General features: G+C 63.2%; 14 protein-coding genes and 3 tRNA genes. 10 read left to right on the top strand and 7 right to left on the bottom strand.

The annotated features are described in order from the left end of the window. Positions 1–103 precede the first annotated feature (103 nt). Together N5P29_RS12805 and bcp are read right to left on the bottom strand one after the other, a co-directional pair. Positions 104–185, bottom strand: a tRNA-Leu gene (locus N5P29_RS12805). A 53-nt stretch (positions 186–238) separates the two neighbouring features. After that, a complete protein-coding gene (bcp, locus tag N5P29_RS12800; protein ID WP_262275300.1) occupies positions 239–712 on the bottom strand; it encodes a thioredoxin-dependent thiol peroxidase in 474 nt (157 codons plus the stop codon). Between the two features lie 85 nt (positions 713–797). Here bcp and N5P29_RS12795 point away from each other — a divergent pair, with 85 nt between their 5' ends. Further along, positions 798–1,265, top strand: a complete 468-nt coding sequence (locus N5P29_RS12795; RefSeq protein ID WP_262275299.1) for a MarR family winged helix-turn-helix transcriptional regulator — start codon at positions 798–800, stop codon at positions 1,263–1,265. A 97-nt stretch (positions 1,266–1,362) separates the two neighbouring features. Here the strand turns inward: N5P29_RS12795 and N5P29_RS12790 are convergent. The 4 genes from N5P29_RS12790 to N5P29_RS12775 all read right to left on the bottom strand — a co-directional run bounded on the left by N5P29_RS12790 (position 1,363) and on the right by N5P29_RS12775 (position 3,912). Continuing rightward, positions 1,363–1,438: transfer RNA gene (locus N5P29_RS12790), tRNA-Lys, on the bottom strand. A 171-nt stretch (positions 1,439–1,609) separates the two neighbouring features. Continuing rightward, a tRNA-Lys gene (locus N5P29_RS12785) sits at positions 1,610–1,685 on the bottom strand. 117 nt (positions 1,686–1,802) lie between these two features. Further along, on the bottom strand, positions 1,803–2,948 hold the full coding sequence (locus tag N5P29_RS12780) for a PQQ-dependent sugar dehydrogenase (RefSeq protein ID WP_262278574.1): 1,146 nt from the start codon (positions 2,946–2,948) through the stop codon (positions 1,803–1,805). A gap of 37 nt (positions 2,949–2,985) precedes the next feature. Beyond that, on the bottom strand, positions 2,986–3,912 hold the full coding sequence (locus tag N5P29_RS12775) for a sunset domain-containing protein (protein ID WP_262275298.1): 927 nt from the start codon (positions 3,910–3,912) through the stop codon (positions 2,986–2,988). Between the two features lie 175 nt (positions 3,913–4,087). Here N5P29_RS12775 and N5P29_RS12770 point away from each other — a divergent pair, with 175 nt between their 5' ends. The 9 genes from N5P29_RS12770 (at position 4,088) to metG (ending at position 17,908) form a co-directional block, all read left to right on the top strand. Beyond that, complete coding sequence (locus N5P29_RS12770; RefSeq protein ID WP_262275297.1) at positions 4,088–5,020, top strand: LysR family transcriptional regulator; 933 nt, start codon at positions 4,088–4,090, stop codon at positions 5,018–5,020. Between the two features lie 107 nt (positions 5,021–5,127). Continuing rightward, positions 5,128–6,846 (top strand): dihydroxy-acid dehydratase, encoded by a 1,719-nt coding sequence (gene ilvD, locus N5P29_RS12765; protein ID WP_262275296.1) that lies wholly within the window; start codon positions 5,128–5,130, stop codon positions 6,844–6,846. A gap of 287 nt (positions 6,847–7,133) precedes the next feature. Beyond that, on the top strand, positions 7,134–9,038 hold the full coding sequence (locus tag N5P29_RS12760; RefSeq protein WP_262275295.1) for an acetolactate synthase large subunit: 1,905 nt from the start codon (positions 7,134–7,136) through the stop codon (positions 9,036–9,038). Positions 9,039–9,040: 2 nt separating this feature from the next. Beyond that, positions 9,041–9,553: an acetolactate synthase small subunit gene (ilvN, locus tag N5P29_RS12755; protein ID WP_021470923.1), complete on the top strand. Its 513-nt coding sequence runs from the start codon at positions 9,041–9,043 to the stop codon at positions 9,551–9,553. A gap of 80 nt (positions 9,554–9,633) precedes the next feature. Next, positions 9,634–10,659 carry a ketol-acid reductoisomerase gene (gene ilvC / locus N5P29_RS12750; protein ID WP_144659938.1) on the top strand — a complete coding sequence of 342 codons (1,026 nt, stop codon included), beginning with the start codon at positions 9,634–9,636 and terminating at the stop codon, positions 10,657–10,659. A gap of 291 nt (positions 10,660–10,950) precedes the next feature. After that, positions 10,951–12,546, top strand: coding sequence for a phosphoglycerate dehydrogenase (serA, locus tag N5P29_RS12745; protein ID WP_262275294.1), 1,596 nt, complete (start codon positions 10,951–10,953; stop codon positions 12,544–12,546). 205 nt (positions 12,547–12,751) lie between these two features. Then, a complete protein-coding gene (locus N5P29_RS12740; protein ID WP_262275293.1) occupies positions 12,752–15,562 on the top strand; it encodes an FtsX-like permease family protein in 2,811 nt (936 codons plus the stop codon). Continuing rightward, entirely contained in the window at positions 15,559–16,314 is a 756-nt protein-coding gene (locus tag N5P29_RS12735) for an ABC transporter ATP-binding protein (protein ID WP_262275292.1), read from the top strand. Before N5P29_RS12740 ends, N5P29_RS12735 begins: the two co-directional genes overlap by 4 nt. 34 nt (positions 16,315–16,348) lie before the next feature. Further along, positions 16,349–17,908 (top strand): methionine--tRNA ligase, encoded by a 1,560-nt coding sequence (gene metG, locus N5P29_RS12730; protein WP_262275291.1) that lies wholly within the window; start codon positions 16,349–16,351, stop codon positions 17,906–17,908. 118 nt (positions 17,909–18,026) lie between these two features. Here metG and N5P29_RS12725 read toward each other — a convergent pair whose 3' ends face one another. Beyond that, positions 18,027–20,402: an ABC transporter permease gene (locus N5P29_RS12725; RefSeq protein WP_262275290.1), complete on the bottom strand. Its 2,376-nt coding sequence runs from the start codon at positions 20,400–20,402 to the stop codon at positions 18,027–18,029. Positions 20,403–20,405 lie beyond the last annotated feature (3 nt).

Here is a 20,405-nt window from a genome sequence, read left to right as displayed (position 1 = left end):
CTTTTCCAGCCAAGCAGGATTGTTGCCGACACGGAAAACCCCCGGATCTGCAGGTGTGCAGCCGGGGGCTCTGTGTGGCTTGCAGCCACGGTGTTCCACAATGTGCGCAAGGGGGGACTTGAACCCCCACGCCCGAAGGCACAGGAACCTAAATCCTGCGTGTCTGCCAATTTCACCACTCGCGCTGGCTGGCACGCGGCTTATCCAGCCGGGTGCCGTACGGCCTCAAGTGTACCCGCTACTTGTCCAGCTTCAGGTCCCGGCGGAGCTTGGCCACGTGGCCGGTTGCGCGGACGTTGTACTGGGCCAAGGTGACCTTTCCGTCAGGGTCCACCACAACGGTGGAGCGGATGAGTCCTTCGTAGGTCCGGCCGTAGTTCTTCTTTTCCCCCCATGCCCCGTAGGCATCGGCCACGGCGTGTTCCTCGTCGGACAACAGCGGGAAGGTGAGTTGCTCCTCGGAGGCAAACTTGGCCAGGGCCTTGACGGGATCGGGTGAGATCCCTACAACTTCATAGCCGGCGGCCTGCAGGGATCCCAACGTGTCGCGGAAGTCGCATGCTTCCTTCGTGCACCCGGGTGTCGAAGCTGCCGGGTAGAAATAGACGATGGTTTTGCGGCCGCGGAAGTCGGACAAGCTGACGCTTTTGCCCGTGGCGTCCTGCAGGGTGAAGTCCGGTGCCGCCTCGCCCGGGATAAGTCGTTCAGCCAAAATATGCTCCTTGGTTGGGGTCGCGATTTCCCATTTTAGACCGCAAAAGCCGCGTCTCCGGCCCTTGCGCGCATATACTGTCGGCATGCCAGATATGGAGAGATGGCCCACTACCCGATTGCTTTCGACAGCTGCGCGCCTGGTGGAAATCTCGTGGAACGAAAAATTGAAGTCCATCGGCCTTACCCACGCCGGTGTCATTGCCATGCAAGTACTTGCAGCCAAGGGTGCAATTACCCAGGCGGCTTTGGCCGAGGTTGCGCGGGTCAAGGCCCAGACCATGGGAACCACCCTTGCAAGGCTTGAGCTGCACGGGCATGTCACCCGCCAGCGCAGCGACTCCGATCGCAGGAGCCACGTTGTTACCTTGACGGACGCAGGCAGTGCAGCCCTTGCAGAAGCTGTGAAGCTTGAGCAGGAAGTGTTGTCGCCCGTCGCAGTCGACACGGCAAGGTTGCGGGAAGAGCTCAGGATTGTTGTCCGCGGGCTTGCAGGCTTGCCCGCCCCGGAGCAGGAATCCTCTGGACTCGAAACCGACATTCCGCAAGCGTGATGTAGAAAGCAGCCTGGCAGGTTTCCCGTTCCGGGAATTCCTGCCAGGCAAAAGAAAAGGCCCCGGATCGTTCATCACGATCCGGGGCCTTTTGCGTTGGTGCACCCCCCGGGACTCGAACCCGGAACCCATTGATTAAGAGTCAATTGCTCTGCCAGTTGAGCTAGAGGTGCAGCTATTGTTTGGTGGCTTCCGAGGAATTTGCATTCCTTGTCGACCTCCGCAACGACAAATAACTCTACACCACAATTCGCTGTGTCAAAACCAAGCCCAGGGGAGCGGGTGATTGCATTCCCCGGGATAAACAAAAGACCCTGAAGTGCGAACACTTCAGGGTCTTTATTTGGTGCACCCCCCGGGACTCGAACCCGGAACCCATTGATTAAGAGTCAATTGCTCTGCCAGTTGAGCTAGAGGTGCAGCTGTTGATTTCGATCATCCGTGGGGCTTTTCTTTCCCCGGCGATCTCCGCAACGACATGTAACTCTACACGACTTGGGCCCAAGTGTGAAATCGGGCCGGAGTGGCATCCCCGCCTCAGCCCTTGATCCGCAAAATCAGCGCAAAATCAGGGTTTTGGTTGTTGCTGAGCACCCAAAGTTCCCCGTTGGGGGCGCGGGCAACGTCCCGCAGACGCCCATATTCTCCTGTGAAATAAGCCACAGGAGGCCCTGCTGTTTCGCCTATCAGGGGCACCGCCCAGAGGCGCTGGCCGCGCAGCGCTCCAGTAAACGCCACCCCGCCCACGATTTCCAGCCCACTCGGAGAGGACTCGGCCGTCGATGGCCACACGACCTTCGCATCGATGAGGCAGTCCCTGCCTGGCGCGCCGGTTACCTGGGGCCATCCATAGTTGCCTCCTGGCGTGATCAGGTTCAGTTCATCATCGACGTCCGGGCCGAATTCGCTCGCCCAGAGCCGTCCGGCGCTGTCCCAGGCCAGTCCCTGGACGTTCCGGTGGCCGTAGCTGTACACGGGGTTATCGCCGAAGGGATTGCCGGGCGCTGGCCGTCCTTCCGGAGTGAGGCGAAGGATCTTGCCGCCCAATGCTCCCTTGTCCTGCGGTTGCTCACGCCGCTGGGAATCCCCGGTGCCCACATACAGCATTCCGTCCGGTCCGAAGCGGATACGTCCGCCGTTGTGGGTGGATGCTTTCGGGATGCCTTGGAAGATCACCTCCGGTGCGCCGAGGCCCAACACTCCCGTCGCGCCTTCGGTGAGCTGTATCTTCGCTATCCGGTTGTCATAGGCCGAAGTGAAGTAGGCGTACAGCCGGCGATCTTCTGCGAATGACGGGGACAGGGCCAGGCCCAGCAAACCGCCCTCTCCGCCAGGAACGACGCCGGACACCTTGCCCAGTACGGTTGCCTTCCCGTCCTTGATCGCCACGACGTTGGCCGAATCACGTTCGGACACCAATGCCGTACCGTCCGGCAGGAAGTCGACCGACCAAGGCAGCTGCAGGCCGGCGTCGAGCTTTTCGATGAGTTCAAGCGCCGCTGGAGATGCCTGCGACCCGTTGCCGCTTCCTGTGTTGGGGGACCCGGTCGCGTTCGGAGTAGCAGCAGTGCCGGGGGAGGACGGGCTTCCGGTGCACCCGGCCAGTGTCATCGTCAAGGCAACGGTGAGGGCGGCCAGTTGTCCTGCTGCCCGGTGTCCGCGCAGGGGCGCGTGCCTGTCCATGACTTTGCGGGTGGCTTTGGCTCGACGGGTAGGCGGCTCAGTGCCTGCTGCGCCGCGGCGGCCGGAAACCTGCTGCCTCAGCGTGTGCAGCGGAGATGAACCACACGTCCGCTTCGACGTCGTCGTAATCCGCGGCGTCCTCATCGTGGTAGGTCATGGTGGCCGCGATGGCCTTGACGGGGTGGCCGTCCCGCAGGGTGCTCGAGGATCCCGTGCCGTAGGGCTCTTCTGCTGCGAGGTGTCCGGACGGCGCCGCGGAGTCTCCGGCGGGGGCCGCGTCCTCTGCTGCGGCGGTCTCGGCGCCGGGCAGGGTGGGGGAGTGCGGGTCGGTGTATTCGTGGTGGTGGATGGGGCCGCCCGCCGCATCCGTCCAGGAGGATTCCCATTCGGCCTTATCGGCTGCCTCGTTTGCCATAGCAGTGTCTCGGGCCACAGTGTCGCGGGCCCCGGTGTCCTCAGCCCGCGTAACGTCGTCCGCTGTTGTGGCGCCCTGCCAATCGTCCACATCGCCGGCGACAGCGTCGGCGGAGTGCAGTTTCGCCTCCGTGTCCACGACGGGTTCAGCAACCACCGGCTCATCGACCATCGGGGCGGCAACGACGGGTTCCTCAACGGTCAGTCCCGGAGTCGTGGACTCCCCGGAATGAACCTCTGGTTCCGCCGCAGGCGCGGGCTCAACGTCCGGTTCGTCTGCCGGTAATTCAGCATCGGCTTCCCGGCGGGTGGGTTCGTCTCCGGTAGGTCCGCTGCCCTCAGCGGCCGCCTTGCCCGGATTGGTTACTCCGGCCAGCCCGGCGACCCCGGCGCTCACCGCACCCGGATCAGGTACCGTCGCGGTATTGGTTGGCTCCATTGCGGCGGGAGCTTGGCTTCCGGTGGAATTTGAGGCTTTGTTGCGGCTCATCAGCCACCAAACAATCGCGACGACCAAAACAATGACAATGACCCAAATTAACCAATCCATGGCGGATGCCCTTCTGCTCACTGGGGTGCAGTACGTGGTATTTCCGACGTTACGTGCCTGCTAATGGGCTGTCCAGCGTTTGGGCGGCCGGTCCCGAAATTCGTCAGAGTGCTTAGTAAGGAGCAGGTGAAAATTACTTTGGAGGGAATTCCTTCCAGTCACCTACTCTGGCTGCATGGACTTCAAAAGGCTGCAGATTCTGCGCGAGCTGGCGGATCGCCAAAGTGTGGGCGCCACCGCAGATGCCATGAATGTCACTGCCTCAGCCGTTTCGCAGCAGTTGAAGACCCTGCAGGCGGAATTGGGATTGAGCCTGGTGGAGAAGGTCGGCAGGGGAGTGCAGCTCACCGAAGCCGGCCAGGCCATGGCGGCCGCAGCGGCGGAAATTGCCACGGCCATGGCCCGCGCGGAGTCAACGGTGGACAGCTATCGGCAGGGTTGGCAGACCCATGTTTCAGCGGCCTTCTTTCCCAGTGCCGCCGAGATGCTGCTGCCGGGAATGCTGCGTCGCGTCGCTGCCGTTGAGGGGCTGGGCTTCGATGCCCATTTCGAGGATCCGGGCACGGCGCACTTCGCTCCCTTGGTGGCCGACTACGACATCGTGCTGGCCCACAGTGTGGACGGGCCCGGTGTCTTCGCCAAACGCTCGCTCGCGGTGGTACCGCTGCTGGAGGAAGCCCTCGATGTCGCCATGCCCGCCGGACATCCCTTGGCTGCCAAAGAGCGGCTGACGCCTGAGGATGTGGTGGGCCATCCGTGGATCGGCGTCCCGGAAGGATTTCCCTTCGACGCCGTTCTTCGCCAGATAGAAGTCCACGCAGGCAGGCGGGCCTCGCGGGGCCAGCGGTATCCGGACCTGCGGGTACTTGAGGCGCTGGTGGTGGCAGGTCACGGCATCTGCCTGCTGCCCCGCTACACAGCCCGCGCCAATGCCCGCCGGGGTCTGGTGCTCCGGCCCTTGACAGGCGTGAAGGCGAGCAGGAGCATCGTTGCGCTCGCGCGGCAGGAGGTGGCAGCCCGTTCGACCATTGCCGGAGTGCTGGAGATGCTCCAGGCCGAAGCTGCAGGGATTGCCAGGGAGCTGGATGACGCGCCCGCCCGGAAGTGAGCCTGTAGGGCGAAACTCCCACTGCCTTCCCGCAATATTTGGCCGATGCCGCTTAACCCGGCGGGGAACACGGACTGGGGACACCTGGTGCACATAGACTTTGGACCATGACCGACACCAGCACTGCTCCAGAGAACGCGCCGGACATCAAACCCCGCAGCCGGGCCGTCACCGATGGCATCCATGCAGCTCCTGCCCGCGGCATGTTCAGGGCCGTCGGCATGGGCGATGACGATTTCGCCAAGCCGCAAATCGGCGTGGCGAGTTCGTGGAACGAAATCACCCCCTGCAACCTTTCCCTCAACCGTCTTGCGCAGGGCGCCAAAGAAGGCGTTCACGCAGGGGGCGGGTTCCCGATGCAGTTCGGCACCATCTCCGTTTCCGATGGCATCTCCATGGGCCACGAGGGCATGCACTTCTCGCTAGTCTCCCGCGAAGTCATTGCCGACTCCGTCGAAACCGTCATGCAGGCCGAACGCATTGACGGTTCCGTGCTGTTGGCCGGCTGTGACAAGTCCCTTCCGGGGATGCTCATGGCCGCTGCCCGCCTGGACCTCGCTTCGGTCTTTCTCTACGCCGGATCGATCATGCCCGGTTGGGTCAAGCTCGAGGACGGCTCGGAAAAGGAAGTCACCCTCATTGACGCTTTTGAAGCAGTCGGAGCCTGTGCAGCGGGCAAAATGAGCATGGAGGACCTCACCCGCATCGAAAAGGCCATCTGTCCGGGCGAAGGCGCCTGCGGCGGCATGTACACCGCCAACACCATGGCCTGCATCGGAGAGGCCCTTGGCATGTCCCTTCCCGGGTCTGCCGCGCCGCCGTCGGCAGACCGCCGTCGTGATGATTTCGCACGCAAGTCCGGCGAAGCGGTAGTGAACCTGCTGCGCTTGGGCATCACCGCCCGCGACATCATGACCAAGAAGGCCTTCGAGAATGCCATTGCCGTCACCATGGCCTTCGGTGGCTCCACCAACGCAGTGCTCCACCTGCTGGCCATCGCCCGCGAAGCCAACGTGGAACTGACCCTGGATGACTTCAACCGGATCGGTGACAGGATCCCGCACCTGGGCGACCTCAAGCCTTTCGGCCGTTACGTCATGACCGACGTCGACAAGATCGGTGGCGTGCCGGTCATCATGAAGGCACTGCTCGACGCCGGGCTGCTGCACGGCGACTGCCTCACAGTGACGGGCAAGACCCTCGCCGAGAACCTCGCCTCGATCAACCCGCCGGACCTCGACGGAAAGATCCTGCGTGCGCTGGACAACCCCATCCACAAGACCGGCGGAATCACCATCCTGCACGGTTCGCTGGCTCCGGAAGGCGCCGTTGTGAAGAGCGCCGGTTTCGATGCCGACGTCTTTGAGGGAACGGCGCGTGTCTTTGAGCGCGAGCAGGGTGCGCTGGATGCTTTGGACAAGGGCGAAATCCACAAGGGTGATGTCGTGGTGATCCGCTATGAGGGTCCCAAAGGCGGGCCGGGCATGCGTGAGATGCTTGCCATCACCGGCGCCATCAAGGGCGCCGGCCTCGGTAAGGACGTCCTGCTCCTGACGGACGGCCGCTTCTCCGGAGGCACCACAGGTTTGTGCATCGGCCACGTCGCGCCGGAAGCGGTCGACGGCGGTCCCATCGCCTTTGTGAAGGATGGCGACCGCATCCGTGTCGACATCGCTGCCCGCTCGTTCGACCTCCTGGTGGACGAAGCCGAACTCGAGGCCCGCAAAGCGGGTTGGCAGCCGCTGCCGGCCAAGTTCACCAAGGGCGTCCTGGCCAAGTACGCCAAGCTCGTCCACAGTGCCTCCACGGGGGCCTACTGCGGATGATTTCCTGCATGTGACTCCGCTCCGACCGAGGAGCGGAGTCCGGCAGGCGGACATCGCTGTCCAAATAGTGAGATACGATGGTCCTCAATTGACACGTATCTCACTTTGAGGGAACACTGAACGCATGATCACATTCGTTACCGTCGGCGTCGTCGTCCTTACCAAGCGCGTGGCTTAGCCCGACTGGTAACGAACCGTCACGCGCAAACCCCTCGAAGAGCCGGAAGGCTGAGGGGTTTTTTTATTTGCAAGACCCACCATTTGTAGATCCACTAAGGAAGAGTCCGATGAGCAAAGGATCGCCGATCAGCCCCTCGCTGATGGCTGCAAAGTCCACTGGAGCCCCCAAAGCTCCGGAAAAGGTCGACCGTACGGCTGAAGCCGTCGTCGTCGACGCTGCTGCACCTCTCTCTCCTGTACTTGGGCCGAACAACGTTGTACCCCCAACGGTGATGACCGGCTCGCAAGCAATTGTCCGTTCGCTCGAAGAACTCGGCGTGGACGATATTTTCGGTTTGCCCGGTGGCGCGATCCTGCCCACCTACGACCCCTTGATGGCCTCCAGCATGAATCACATCCTGGTCCGTCACGAACAGGGAGCCGGCCACGCCGCGCAAGGCTACGCCATGGTTACCGGACGGGTTGGCGTTTGCATCGCCACCTCGGGCCCCGGTGCCACCAACCTCGTTACTGCCATCATGGATGCCCACATGGACTCCGTGCCGATGGTGGCCATCACCGGCCAGGTCTCCAGTGGAGTCATCGGCACCGATGCCTTCCAGGAAGCCGACATCGTGGGTATCACCATGCCCATCACCAAGCACTCGTTCCTGGTGACGGACCCCAACGACATCCCGCATGTCATGGCGGAGGCCTTCCACCTGGCCTCGACCGGCCGTCCCGGCCCCGTCCTGGTGGACATTGCCAAGGACGCCCAGGTGGGCCAGATGACCTTCTCCTGGCCCCCGAAAGTGGATCTGCCCGGATACCGTCCCGTGGTCCGCGGCCACAACAAGCAGGTGCGTGAGGCTGCCAAGCTGATCGCCGCTTCCAGCAAGCCTGTGCTGTACGTAGGTGGCGGTGTGGTCAAGGGCCACGCCTCCGCAGAGCTCATGGAGCTCGCCCTGGCAACCGGCGCTCCCGTGGTCACCACCCTCATGGCCCGCGGCGCATTCCCCGACTCCCACCCGCAGCACGTCGGCATGCCCGGCATGCACGGGTCGGTTTCGGCCGTTACGGCACTTCAGCAGGCTGATCTGTTGATCACCCTCGGAGCTCGGTTCGATGACCGCGTCACCGGTGTCCTGAAGACCTTTGCGCCCTTTGCAAAGGTCATCCACGCTGACATCGACCCCGCCGAAATCTCCAAGAACCGGACGGCCGATGTCCCGATCGTGGGCTCGGTCAAGGAGATCATCCCGGAACTCACCGAGGCCGTGAAGACGCAGTTCGAACTGAGCGGTGCACCGGACCTCGACTCCTGGTGGGCCTTCCTGGGCAACCTGCGCGACACCTACCCGCTGGGCTGGACCGAGCCCGAAGACGGCCTGAGCGCACCTCAGCGCGTGATCAAGCGCATCGGTGAGCTGACCGGACCCGAAGGCATCTACGTTGCCGGCGTGGGCCAGCACCAGATGTGGGCTGCACAGTTCATCAAGTACGAGCGTCCGCACGCCTGGCTGAACTCCGGTGGAGCAGGCACCATGGGCTATTCCGTCCCTGCCGCCATGGGCGCCAAGGTCGGCGAACCGGACCGCGTGGTCTGGGCCATCGACGGCGACGGCTGTTTCCAGATGACCAACCAGGAACTGGCCACCTGCGCCATCAACAACATCCCCATCAAGGTAGCCATCATCAACAACTCTTCGTTGGGCATGGTCCGCCAATGGCAGACCCTGTTCTACGAAGGCCGCTACTCCAACACGGACCTGAACACCGGCCATGACACCATCCGGATTCCGGACTTCGTCAAGCTGGCAGATGCCTACGGCTGCGCCGCGCTGCGCTGCGAGCGTGACGAGGACATCGACGCCACCATCCAGAAGGCCCTCGAAATCAACGACCGCCCCGTGGTCATCGACTTCGTGGTGAGCCCCAACTCGATGGTCTGGCCAATGGTGCCCGCAGGCGTCAGCAATGACCAGATCCAGGTTGCCCGCAACATGACCCCGGAATGGGAAGAAGAGGACTAGGCATGACCCGTCACACACTGTCCGTTCTGGTAGAAGACAAGCCCGGCGTACTGACCCGCGTGGCCAGCCTCTTCGCCCGGCGTGCGTTCAACATCAACTCCCTCGCTGTGGGACCCACCGAGGTTCCCGGCATGTCCCGCATGACAGTGGTCGTCGACGCCGACGGCGACTTGATCGAGCAGGTCACCAAGCAGCTCAACAAGTTGGTCAATGTGATCAAGATTGTTGAACTGACTTCTGAATCTTCCGTACAACGCGACCACATCTTGGTCAAGGTACGTGCGGATGCCGCGACACGTCTGCAGGTTACCCAGGCTGCAGACCTGTTCCGTGCCGCCGTCGTCGACGTGTCCACAGACTCGTTGGTGATCGAGGCAACCGGTACCCCCGAGAAGCTCGCCGCACTGCTGTCAGTGCTTGAGCCATTCGGCATCCGTGAAATCGTGCAGTCCGGCACCTTGGCCGTTGGACGGGGATCCCGCTCCATGAGTGACAGGGCGCTTCGCTCCGCGTGAGCCATGCCTACGCGGGCAGTGCCCAGTACCGCAGCACCACAATCAATATCTAAGAAATCCACTCAAGAGGAGTTACGCAAGTGACTGAAATGTTCTACGACGACGACGCAGACCTGTCGATCATCCAGGGCCGCAAGGTAGCCATCGTTGGCTACGGTTCCCAGGGCCACGCCCACGCGCTGAACCTGCGCGATTCCGGCGTCGAGGTTGTCATCGCGCTCAAGGACGGCTCGAAGTCGGCCGCAAAGGCCGAAGACGCAGGCTTCACGGTCAAGAACGTTGCCGACGCTGCTGAATGGGCAGATGTCATCATGATCCTGGCACCGGACCAGCACCAGCGCTCGATCTACAACGACTCCATCAAGGACAAGCTGACCGAAGGCAAGGCCCTCGCCTTCGCCCACGGCTTCAACATCCGCTTCGGTTACATCGAAGCTCCTGCCGGTGTCGACGTCATCCTGATCGCTCCGAAGGCGCCGGGCCACACCGTACGCCGGGAATTCGAAGCCGGACGTGGCATCCCGGACATCATCGCCGTCGAGCAGGACGCATCCGGTTCCGCTTGGGACCTGGCCAAGTCCTACGCCAAGGCCATCGGCGGCACCCGCGCCGGCGTCATCAAGACCACCTTCACCGAAGAGACCGAAACCGACCTCTTCGGCGAGCAGTCCGTCCTCTGCGGCGGTGTCTCCCAGCTCGTCCAGTACGGCTTCGAGACCCTCACCGAGGCCGGCTACCAGCCGCAGATCGCCTACTTCGAGGTTCTTCACGAGCTCAAGCTCATCGTTGACCTCATGTGGGAGGGCGGCATCGCCAAGCAGCGCTGGAGCGTTTCCGACACCGCTGAGTACGGCGACTACGTCTCCGGCCCGCGCGTCATCACCCCCGAGGTGAAGGAAAACATGAAGGCTGTCCTCGCGGACATCCAGAACGGTGCCTTCGCCAAGCGCTTCATCGACGACCAGGACAACGGCGCAACCGAGTTCAAGGAACTCCGCGCCAAGGCTGAGAAGCACCCGATCGAAGAAGTTGGCCGCGAACTGCGCTCCCTGTTCTCCTGGCAGCAGCAGGACGCCGACTACGTCGAAGGTTCCGCAGCCCGCTGATTGCCCACTGCCCAGCAGTGATGCACCAGCACTAAGCACCGACGCCCGCCCGGCAAGTTACAGCCGGGCGGGCGCCGCTGTTTCCCGCCCCGTTTCTCCACCGAATTGCCTGCCTGGTGGTGCTGTGAACTTCTTCACATCACCTCCGGTCCTGGCGTAACATCGCCCCCCGGCTGGGGGAAACACCGCCCTGATTCGATATTCTGGGCTGGTCCCGGCGCCGTGCCCCGGGCCACGCATCCGCTCCTTGTCCAGTTCTGTCCCACGTTCTCCAAAGTAAGGTGCCACCCCGTGTCAGCCAGCAAACCCGTAGTCCTCCTCGCTGAGGAACTTTCGCCCGCAACAGTCGAGGCACTGGGCCCGGATTTTGAAATCCGCCAGACCGACGGCGCCGACCGTTCCCAGCTGCTGTCTGCCATCGCCGACGTCGACGCCATCCTGGTCCGCTCCGCCACCCAGGTTGACGCCGAAGCCATCGCCGCGGCCAAGAACCTCAAAGTCATTGCCCGTGCAGGCGTCGGCCTGGACAACGTGGACATCAAGTCCGCCACGCAGGCCGGTGTCATGGTGGTCAACGCACCGACCTCCAACATCGTCTCGGCCGCTGAGCTCACCGTGGGACATATCCTCAGCCTCGCGCGTCACATCCCGCAAGCCAGCTCGGCATTGAAGAACGGCGAATGGAAGCGCTCCAAGTACACCGGCATCGAACTCTTCGAAAAGAAGATCGGCATCATTGGCCTCGGCCGCATCGGCGCTTTGGTGGCAGCACGGCTCCAGGGCTTCGAGACCGAAATCCTGGCCTACGATCCCTACATCACCTCCGCCCGGGCAGCGCAGCTGGGCGTCAAGCTGGTCACTCTCGATGAACTCCTGGAGAACGCCGACTTCATCACCATCCACATGCCCAAGACGCCGGAAACGGTTGGCATGCTGGGCGCCGATGCCTTCCGGAAGATGAAGGAATCCGCCTACGTCATCAACGTCGCCCGTGGCGGCCTCGTGGACGAAGAAGCACTCTACGTTGCGCTGAAGGAAGGCCAGATCGCCGGTGCGGGCGTGGATGTCTTCGTCAAGGAGCCCAGCACCGACCTGCCGTTCTTCGAACTGGACAACGTCGTCGTCACCCCGCACCTGGGCGCCTCCACGGATGAAGCCCAGGAAAAGGCCGGTGTGTCCGTGGCAAAGTCCGTCCGCCTGGCGCTGGCCGGCGAACTGGTGCCGGATGCCGTGAACGTAGCTGGCGGCGTCATTGCCCCCGACGTCCGTCCGGGCATCCCGCTGATCGAAAAGCTGGGCCGGATCTTCACTGCGCTCACCCACGCATCGCTGACGCAGATCGACGTCGAAGTTGCCGGTGAGATCTCCGCTTTGGACGTCAAGGTGCTGGAGTTGGCAGCCCTGAAGGGCGTGTTCGCCGACGTCGTCACCGAGCAGGTTTCCTACGTGAACGCCCCGGTCATTGCCGAGCAGCGCGGCATCAACACCCGTCTTATTACCACTCCCGACGCCGAAGACTACCGGAACGTCCTGACCATCCGTGGTGCGCTCAGCGATGGTTCGCAGATCTCCGTCGCCGGTACCCTTACCGGTCCCAAGCAGGTGGAGAAGCTGGTGGGCGTCAACGGCTACGACATCGAAATCCCCATCAGCGAGCACTTGGTGGTTGTGGCTTACGCTGACCGCCCCGGCGTCATCGGCACCATCGGGCACATCCTCGGCATGAACAACATCAACATCGGTGGCATGCAGGTGGCCCGCCAAACTGAAGGCGGCCAGGTCCTGGCGCTGCTGACCATCGATAGCTCTGTCCCGCAACAGGTACTGGAGGCCATCAAGGCCGGTATCGGTGCCGACATGGTCCGCGAAGTGGACCTGGAAGACTGATCGACATCAGCTGAAGATCGCGTGCCGGCGACACACCCATGGCACGCAAGAGTGGCCGGTCTGCTTACAATGGCTGGGTCCGGGATTCGGACCCGGCAGCAGGCCGGCCATTACTTTCAGCACATTCAGCCCGGTATTCCGCTGTGTTTTTTCAGGAATCCCGGACAACGTGTGCGCGCCCGCTATCAAGGTCCCAGGGAGCCCAATGAACGCCGTCCAAAGGTTCATCAGAAGCCGCGTGCTGCTGCTGACCGCGGCCATTTTGATCGTCGCCATGTGCATGTCCGTCCTCGTCCAGAGCCAGTCGCAGGCGGCTCTGAACAGGACAGTGGACGAGAACTCGCGGGGTCTCTACGACATCCTGGTCCAGGCCAAGCCTGACCAGTCACAAAATGGCGACGGCGGTTCGCTGATCCAGCCGGAAATCGCCAACGGCCAGGGCGGGATCAGCTTTGACCAGCTGGAGAAGATCCGGGGGATGGGCCAGACTGCCGTGGCAGCGCCCATCAGCCTCGTCTCCCGTGTTTCGCAGAACCTTGAAGCCCCGCGCCTGAACGCGATGGACTACCTGGGCTACAACGCCGGCCTTGCCGGCGCTGTGACTGCCGGTGACCCCTCCGCCATGGACTCCAGCAAATGGCCGGCAGCGGAGTCGGTGTTCTCGGATTCGCCCAAGAAATACCGACTGACCGCATCTGCCACCAGCTCGGATGGAGTCAAGGAGCAGACGCTCTTCAAGACCAGCGCCGAAGGCACCCTGGGCAAGGGACGCCTCGTGCAGGAGCAGGCAGCCGGTGGCAGCAACGTCCGCATTGCCGGTCCCGATGGCGAAACCGGTATTAAGTTCCCGGCTCCCGCCCTGGGCTCTGAGCACAACCTTTTCAACCTCTCCGTGGCCCTGCCCATGGCTCCTGAGGTGACCGAGTCCGTCGTCGCCGTCGACCCCGCCGCCGAAAGGGCGCTGCTGGGTTCCGCGGGGGACTTCCTCGCGCCGCTTCAGAAGGCTCCGCCGGCAGATGCCCGTGACGCCGGTGCGATCGGCCGCCACTTTGAAAGCCTCTTCACCACGGGCCTGAGCATGCAGCAGCTGGAAGAGGGCCCCGATTTCCTCGGCGTGAAGCTCAAGTACTGGGCACCGCTGATGACGCAGTACCAGCAGGCCAAGCGTGACGGCCTGCTGACCGCTGATTCAAAAGCCATTCCGTTGATTGTCCGCACGGGCACGTCCTTGGACCTGAAATACTCGGTGAAAATCGAGGAACTCGATTCCAGCGGCAAGGTGGTCAAGGACGTCGGAACCGTCACCCGTTCCCTGGACAAGGACTACCTGCCCTTCGTCTCCAAGTCTCCATTCGCCCTTGAACGGCCCGGTTCCACTGACCACAGCCAGCTCCTGGGCAGCACCGCTGCCTTCAGTCAGGGCCTCTACAACCCGGCAACGTGGAGCACGGCCTTCGCGGCGGCACCGCAGTACAAGGACGGCGATGAAGCCGCCAACGGCGCTTCCGACAAGAGCGCGACGCCGGGTGACTGGGTCACCGTCAACCGCTTGCCGGAGAAGTCCTCCTTCGGTGCTGCAGTGGACCAGACCCAGCGCAAGCCCGTGGACGAACGTTCGTACCGCAAGGATCTGGAGACGGGTAAAAAGCCTGCCGCGCCCCTGCCCATGGTGTACGGCACCTTCGATCCCTCCGCGGTCCAGGCTGCTGCCGGCGACGTCAACAAACTGCCCTTGGGCGGTTACGATCCCACGCCCATGACCCTGACCAAGGACGCCGAAGGCAAGGACGTCGCCAAGGCCGGGCTGAAGCCCTCGCTCAGCGCAACGGGGCTGGTGAGCCAGTCCGCCGGTGCCATCACCGATTACTACGGTCTGGCAGCGGCGCGTGGCTATGACTCCAACGCCAATGTGATCGACGCCGTGCGGGTCCGCGCCAACGCTTCGGGCAACTGGAAGACTGCACAGCCCGAGGTCGAGAAGCTGGCATCCCAAATCCGCGAGCTCGGGCTGGAAGCTACGGTCGTGGCCGGTTCGGCGCGTGAGGACGCCAACATCTTCGTGCCCGGCTACAGCAAAGACGACGCCGGCAAGGAATCTCCGCTGGGCACGGTCCAGCAGTCCTGGGTCCGGCAAAACGCGGCCGACGCCGTCTCCGGCTCCCTGACCGGAACCAACATCACCCTGCTCTTCCTGACACTGCTGGGGGCCACACTCCTTACCGGAGCTTCCACCGTCAGTTACATCCGCCAGCGCAGGAGCGAGGCAGGAATCCTCCGCGCCATGGGCTGGACCCAGAAGCGCATCCGTTCCTGGGTTCTGGAAGAGTTCGCCGTTGGCGCTGCCGCACTGGCCTCCGCGGGCGTCATCTTGAGCTTGCTGAGCTGGAACATCGCCACCGTGATCGTCTCGGTGACCATGCTCCTCATCTACGCCGCGGCCGCTCTTCTGGCAGCCCAGCAGCTTCGGCACCGCGTGGTGATCGACCAGGAGCCGCAGCACGACGAGCGGCTGGTAACAGTGGACTCGCCCCTGACGTTCGCCAACAGGCAGCTGACCACCAACCGGTTCAACTCCATTTCCCTCGCCGTGGCAGTGGGCGTGTTCGGCGCTGCAGTGGGTGCGTTGATCGCCTTGCTGATCGACATCCCGCGGGCAGCAGGTGCCAGTGCCCTCAGCGGCCTGGCCGCAGCCAGCATCGCCCTGCCGAGTGTGACCCTTGCTGTCTTCGGCGTCGTCGTCGGCCTCCTGCTGACGCTGGTCACTGGAAGGTTCGAGCTCCATGCCAAGCGCGAGTACCTGGGTACCTTGCGGGCCATGGGTTGGAACCCGGACATGCTGGGCCAGGTCCGGTTCTTTGAAAACGCACTTGTCGGCACGGTGGCACTTCCCTTGGGTGTCCTCGGTGCCCTGGGGCTCGGGTTGCTCCTTGCCCCCTACGCAGCGCTGTGGGCCGGACTCGCCGGCCTTCTGGCCGTAATTTGCTGGATTCCCATTGCAACGAAAGTAGTCAAATGACTGACAACCTCAACCCCGAGCTGAAGGCCACCCCGGAAACAACGGAAGAGTCGCTGCAGACCCGCGCCAACACCATCGTCAGGGCTGCCGACCACGCAACCCCCTTGGAACTGAGCCGGGTTACCATCCACTACGGCGGCGACAAGGGCGGCGCGGAGGAAGTCGACGTCGTGGATGACTTCAACCTGACCCTCCACGCAGGCGAGATGCACTGTGTCGCCGGCCGAAGCGGCTCCGGCAAGACCAGTATCCTGACGGTCAGCGCGGGACTGACGCTGCCGACCTCGGGCAAGGTCTTCTGGGAGGGCCACCCCCTGGACGGTATGGGCGACGACGAGATCGCCGACCGTCGCCGGGCACTGATCGGCTACGTCGACCAGGGTGGTGCATTGATCGATGGCATGAGCGCCCTGGAGAACGTGCTGCTCCCCGCTGTCCCGGATGGCGAAGTTGAGCAGCGCACCGAAATGGCCAAGGACCTCCTTGACCTGGTGGGCCTTGGACGCCGCATGCGCCACCGTCCGGCCCAGTTGTCCGGTGGTGAGCGCCAGCGTGTGGCGATCGCGCGCGCCTTGATCCTGGGCACCCGCGTGCTGGTGGTGGACGAACCCACCGCAAGCCTTGACCGGGCAGCAGCCAACCGCATCATCGGGATCCTCAAGGACACCACCAGCGATGGCATCGCTGTACTCGTCGCGTCACACGACCACGAGCTGGTCCGGCTCAGCGATACGCTGACGGAACTTAACTAAGCTATTTCATTCGAAAAAAAGGTAACTTCTTAGAGTGACGTCTCCAGAGAAATCCCCGTTCTACATCACCACCGCCATCAGTTACCCCAATGGTGTGCCGCACATCGGCCACGCCTATGAGGTCATTGCCACTGATGCCATGGCACGCTTCAAGCGCCTTGATGGCCATGAAGTGTTCTTCATGACGGGGACGGACGAGCACGGCCTCAAGATGCAGCAGTCCGCGGAGAAGGAAGGCATCTCAGCCAAGGAGCTGGCAGACCGGAACTCCGCAGCGTTCAAGCAGATGAGCCAGGACCTGGGCATCTCCTACGACCGCTTCATCCGCACCACGGACCAGGACCACTACGCTGCCTCGCAGGCCATCTGGAAAAAGATGGAAGCCAACGGCGACATATACCTTTCCAAGTACGAAGGCTGGTACTCCGTCCGCGACGAGGCTTACTACGTCGAGGACGACACCGTGGTGAAGGAAGACGGCCTTCGCTACTCAAAGGAAACCGACACCCTGGTTAGCTGGACCGCGGAGGAAAGCTACTTCTTCCGGCTCTCCAACTACCAGGAAAAGCTCCTGGCACTCTACGAAGAACAGCCTGAATTCGGGGCTCCGCAGTCACGCTTCAACGAGGTCATCAGTTTTGTCAGGCGCGGACTGGAAGACCTGTCCATCAGCCGTACCACCTTCGACTGGGGTGTTCCGGTTCCGGGCGATGCGAAGCACGTCATGTATGTGTGGGTTGATGCCTTGACCAACTACCTGACCGGCGTGGGCTACCCGGACATCGAGTCTGAGTCCTTCAAGAAGTTCTGGCCGGCGGACGTTCACGTTATCGGCAAGGACATTTCGCGGTTCCACGCGATCTACTGGCCCGCGTTCCTGATGAGTGCCGGACTGGAACTTCCCCAGCGCGTCATGATCCATGGCTTCCTGACCAACAACGGCGTGAAGATGTCCAAGTCCTTGGGCAATGTCGTGGCGCCCCAGGACTTCGTGGCACAGTACGGACTGGACCAGTGCCGTTACTTCTTCCTCCGCGAAGTTCCGTTTGGTGCTGACGGTAACTACAACCACGAAGCCATCGTGGGCCGGATGAATGCCGACCTTGCCAACAACTTCGGCAACCTTGCCCAGCGTTCCTTGTCCATGGTGGCGAAGAACTGCGATGGAAAGGTCCCGCAGCCCGGTGCCTTCACGGCCGAGGACGAAGCACTCCTTGCACAGGCAGGCGCCTTGCTGGAGACCGCGCGCAGTGCCTTTGAGAAGCAGGAGTTCAGCCGGGCGCTCGAAGCCATGTGGACGGTGTTGGGTGACACGAACGCCTACTTCGCCGAGCAGGCTCCGTGGGTACTGCGGAAGACCGACCTCGACCGGATGAACACGGTCCTGTACGTCACGCTGGAGGTCGTGCGGATCATTGCGATCCTCGCCCAACCCGTGATGCCGTCGTCGTCCGCCAAGCTGCTGGACGTGCTGGGACAGCACGAAGGTGAGGCACGCCAGTTCTCCGCCATTGCCACGCCGCTCGTGGCGGGCACCGAGCTGCCGGCCCCCGCGCCGGTCTTCCCGCGCTACGAACAACCCGCCGAGGCGTAAGCCCCACACGCTCTCTCACGTAATACCAACAGAAAAGAAACGCTCTCCCACTTCCCGCCGGATTCGGCGGCAAAGTGGGAGAGCGTTTCTTGTAAGGCCCGGGAATGTGAGTGAGGGATCAGGCGGTGGCCAGGCCCTCCACAGGCGACAATCGTGCCGCGCGCCGCGCCGGGATCACCGAGGCCAGGAGCCCTGCCACCACGGCCACGCCAAACACGGCAGCCAACTGAAGCCATGGCACCGTGGGAACCACGCTGGCCATGCTACCCAAGGTGGCCTGCGCGCCGAGCCATCCGTACACAATCCCCATGCCGGCGCCCATGAGGGAGGCAACACCTGCAACGAGCACGGCCTCGATGGCCAGCATCCCGCGCAGCTGTCCTGTCGTCAGGCCGAGGGCACGCAGCAACGAGTTCTCGCGCGTCCGCTCCAGGACCGAAAGGGAGAGGGTATTGGCCACGCCGATCAGGGCAATGACGACGGCGACGCCCAGGAGGCCTGTGACCACCAGCAGCAGGACATCGATGATGCTGTTGAACGTCACCCGTTCGATGGCGGCGCCACTGACCGTTCGTTCGTGGACTCCCAACGCCGAAGCCATGTCCTTTTGGATGGCCTGGACGCGGTCACCGGAGACGGAGTCGTCCAGTTTCACCCAAACCATGCCCGGGGTTTCCGGCAGGGGACCGGCGGTGATGCTGGAGGACTCCAGGAAGGCCGGGACGTGCGCCGTCCGTAGGACCTTCGCGTTGAGTGTGACGTTGCCGCCGGCTGTCGTCATGCTTGCTGCACCCCGGGGCGAGCCCTTGGGCAGGTAGACCGTTCCGGGGACCGGTCTCAGGTTGTTATCGCGCAGTACTGACGCGGCATCGCCGGCGGACAGTCCATAAACGGTGGTGTCGTCACCGGTCGTTTCGTTATGGATCGTCCCGACGGGCTGCAGCAGGACGGCGGCGCTGACGCCGTCGAGCCTTTTGATCCGGTTGATCGCCTGCGCGGTGTCTGCTGAGCCGGCCGTCTGCGCGGCGAGGTCCACGGGGTATTTCTCGGCGAGTGTGTCGTTGAACGCCTGGCGGGAGGTAGCCGCGCCGGTCATCATGAGGGAGACCAGTGTGACGCCGATCAGCAACGCCGCGGCGGTTGCCGAGGTGCGGGCGGGATTGCGCGTGGCGTTGACCGCCGCCAGCTTGCCCGGAACACCGGCCGGGGCCGTCAGACGGCCTGCCAGGGCAACGACTCCGGGAATGAACAGAGTGGAACACAGGAGGATGCCCACGAAGGAGGCCGCCCCACCAAGCAGGGCAACTTCAAGGACCACGTTGATGCTGCCGTACACCAGCAGCGCGGTGCCCCCAGCAAAAGCGACCAGGCCCAAGAGCAGCCGGACCCTGCCGCGGCGGTTCCGCACCGAAGCGTCATCGGCGGGCCGCAGCGCGGCAAGAGGCGCCACCGCGGTGGCGGCCTTCGCCGGGACCAGCGCCGCGACGACTGTCAGCAACGTCCCGGCTACTAAACCGGCAATGATGGCCGACGGCGGTACGGCCAACGTGGCGAAGGCCTGCTCGGGTTGTGACTTGGCCCAGGCGATCAGCGCGGACATCAAACCCGTCGCGGCCAGGACGCCCAACACCGAGGAAACGACTCCGATGACAAGCGCCTCAAGCATCACCGAGCCACGGATCTGGCCGCGCCCTGCGCCCAGGCACCGCAGGAGCGCCAGTTCCCTCGTCCGTTGGGCCACCAGGACCGAGAACGTATTTGCCACCACCAATGTGGAAACAAGGATGGCAATGCCGGCGAAGGCTAGAAGGACAATTGTCAACTGGTCCCCGCCGCTGAGCATGGCCACCGTCGAGGTCACTTTTTCCTGGGCTGTTTCCAGGACGGGATCCACGGCCCCGGCGGCCTCCATGCGGTGGCCGATGTAGTCCTTGGCGGCGGAAACGTCTTCGCCGGGCTTGAGGGCAAACTGCAGGCCGGAGTATCCCGCCCCGGCGTCCTGGACTGCGTTCAGGACAGACTCTGAAGAAAGCAGTTGGGCCGATGAAGAAGAGAAGGGGTCGTTGGTGGCCTGGATCAAGCCCGAGATAGTTACTTTGGCGTTCTTGACCGGACCTCCGCCGTGCAGTTCCAGCGTGCTGCCTACTGCCAGGCCAAGGTGCTCGGCAGACTTGACGTCTATGGCCGCTTCCAAGGCGTTGCCGGGCATCGAACCGGAGGCGAGCACGGCACTTTCAAGCGAGGCCGGCGCAGTATTGCGCAGCTTGCCGTATTGCTCACCGCCACCGGCCTCAAACGTCACGTAGCTTGAGCGTTCGGCGTAGCTGGCTTCTACGGCCGGGGAGGAAGCGGCGGCATCCACCGCTGCTTGGGAGAACGCCTCACCGCTCTTGGACGTAGCCACCAGATCGGCATTGCGATAGGCCTCTCCGATGCTGGCGCCCAGCGAAGCGTTGGTGCTTGCGCCCACCATAAGCGTTGAAGAAAGGAACATGAC

The sequence above is a fragment of the Paenarthrobacter sp. JL.01a genome (assembly GCF_025452095.1).
Classification (GTDB): Bacteria; Actinomycetota; Actinomycetes; order Actinomycetales; family Micrococcaceae; genus Arthrobacter.
This window is presented reverse-complemented; position numbering and strand designations above follow the sequence as displayed.

Excerpts from the sequence above, each read along its gene's own strand:
- N5P29_RS12775 (WP_262275298.1), bottom strand. The coding sequence starts at position 3,912 with ATGGATTGGTTAATTTGGGTCATTGTCATTGTTTTGGTCGTCGCGATT.
- N5P29_RS12770 (WP_262275297.1), top strand. The coding sequence starts at position 4,088 with ATGGACTTCAAAAGGCTGCAGATTCTGCGCGAGCTGGCGGATCGCCAA.
- N5P29_RS12780 (WP_262278574.1), bottom strand. The coding sequence starts at position 2,948 with ATGGACAGGCACGCGCCCCTGCGCGGACACCGGGCAGCAGGACAACTG.
- N5P29_RS12740 (WP_262275293.1), top strand. The coding sequence starts at position 12,752 with ATGAACGCCGTCCAAAGGTTCATCAGAAGCCGCGTGCTGCTGCTGACC.
- ilvD (WP_262275296.1), top strand. The coding sequence starts at position 5,128 with ATGACCGACACCAGCACTGCTCCAGAGAACGCGCCGGACATCAAACCC.
- N5P29_RS12725 (WP_262275290.1), bottom strand. The coding sequence starts at position 20,402 with ATGTTCCTTTCTTCAACGCTTATGGTGGGCGCAAGCACCAACGCTTCG.
- N5P29_RS12795 (WP_262275299.1), top strand. The coding sequence starts at position 798 with ATGCCAGATATGGAGAGATGGCCCACTACCCGATTGCTTTCGACAGCT.
- N5P29_RS12760 (WP_262275295.1), top strand. The coding sequence starts at position 7,134 with ATGAGCAAAGGATCGCCGATCAGCCCCTCGCTGATGGCTGCAAAGTCC.
- ilvN (WP_021470923.1), top strand. The coding sequence starts at position 9,041 with ATGACCCGTCACACACTGTCCGTTCTGGTAGAAGACAAGCCCGGCGTA.
- N5P29_RS12735 (WP_262275292.1), top strand. The coding sequence starts at position 15,559 with ATGACTGACAACCTCAACCCCGAGCTGAAGGCCACCCCGGAAACAACG.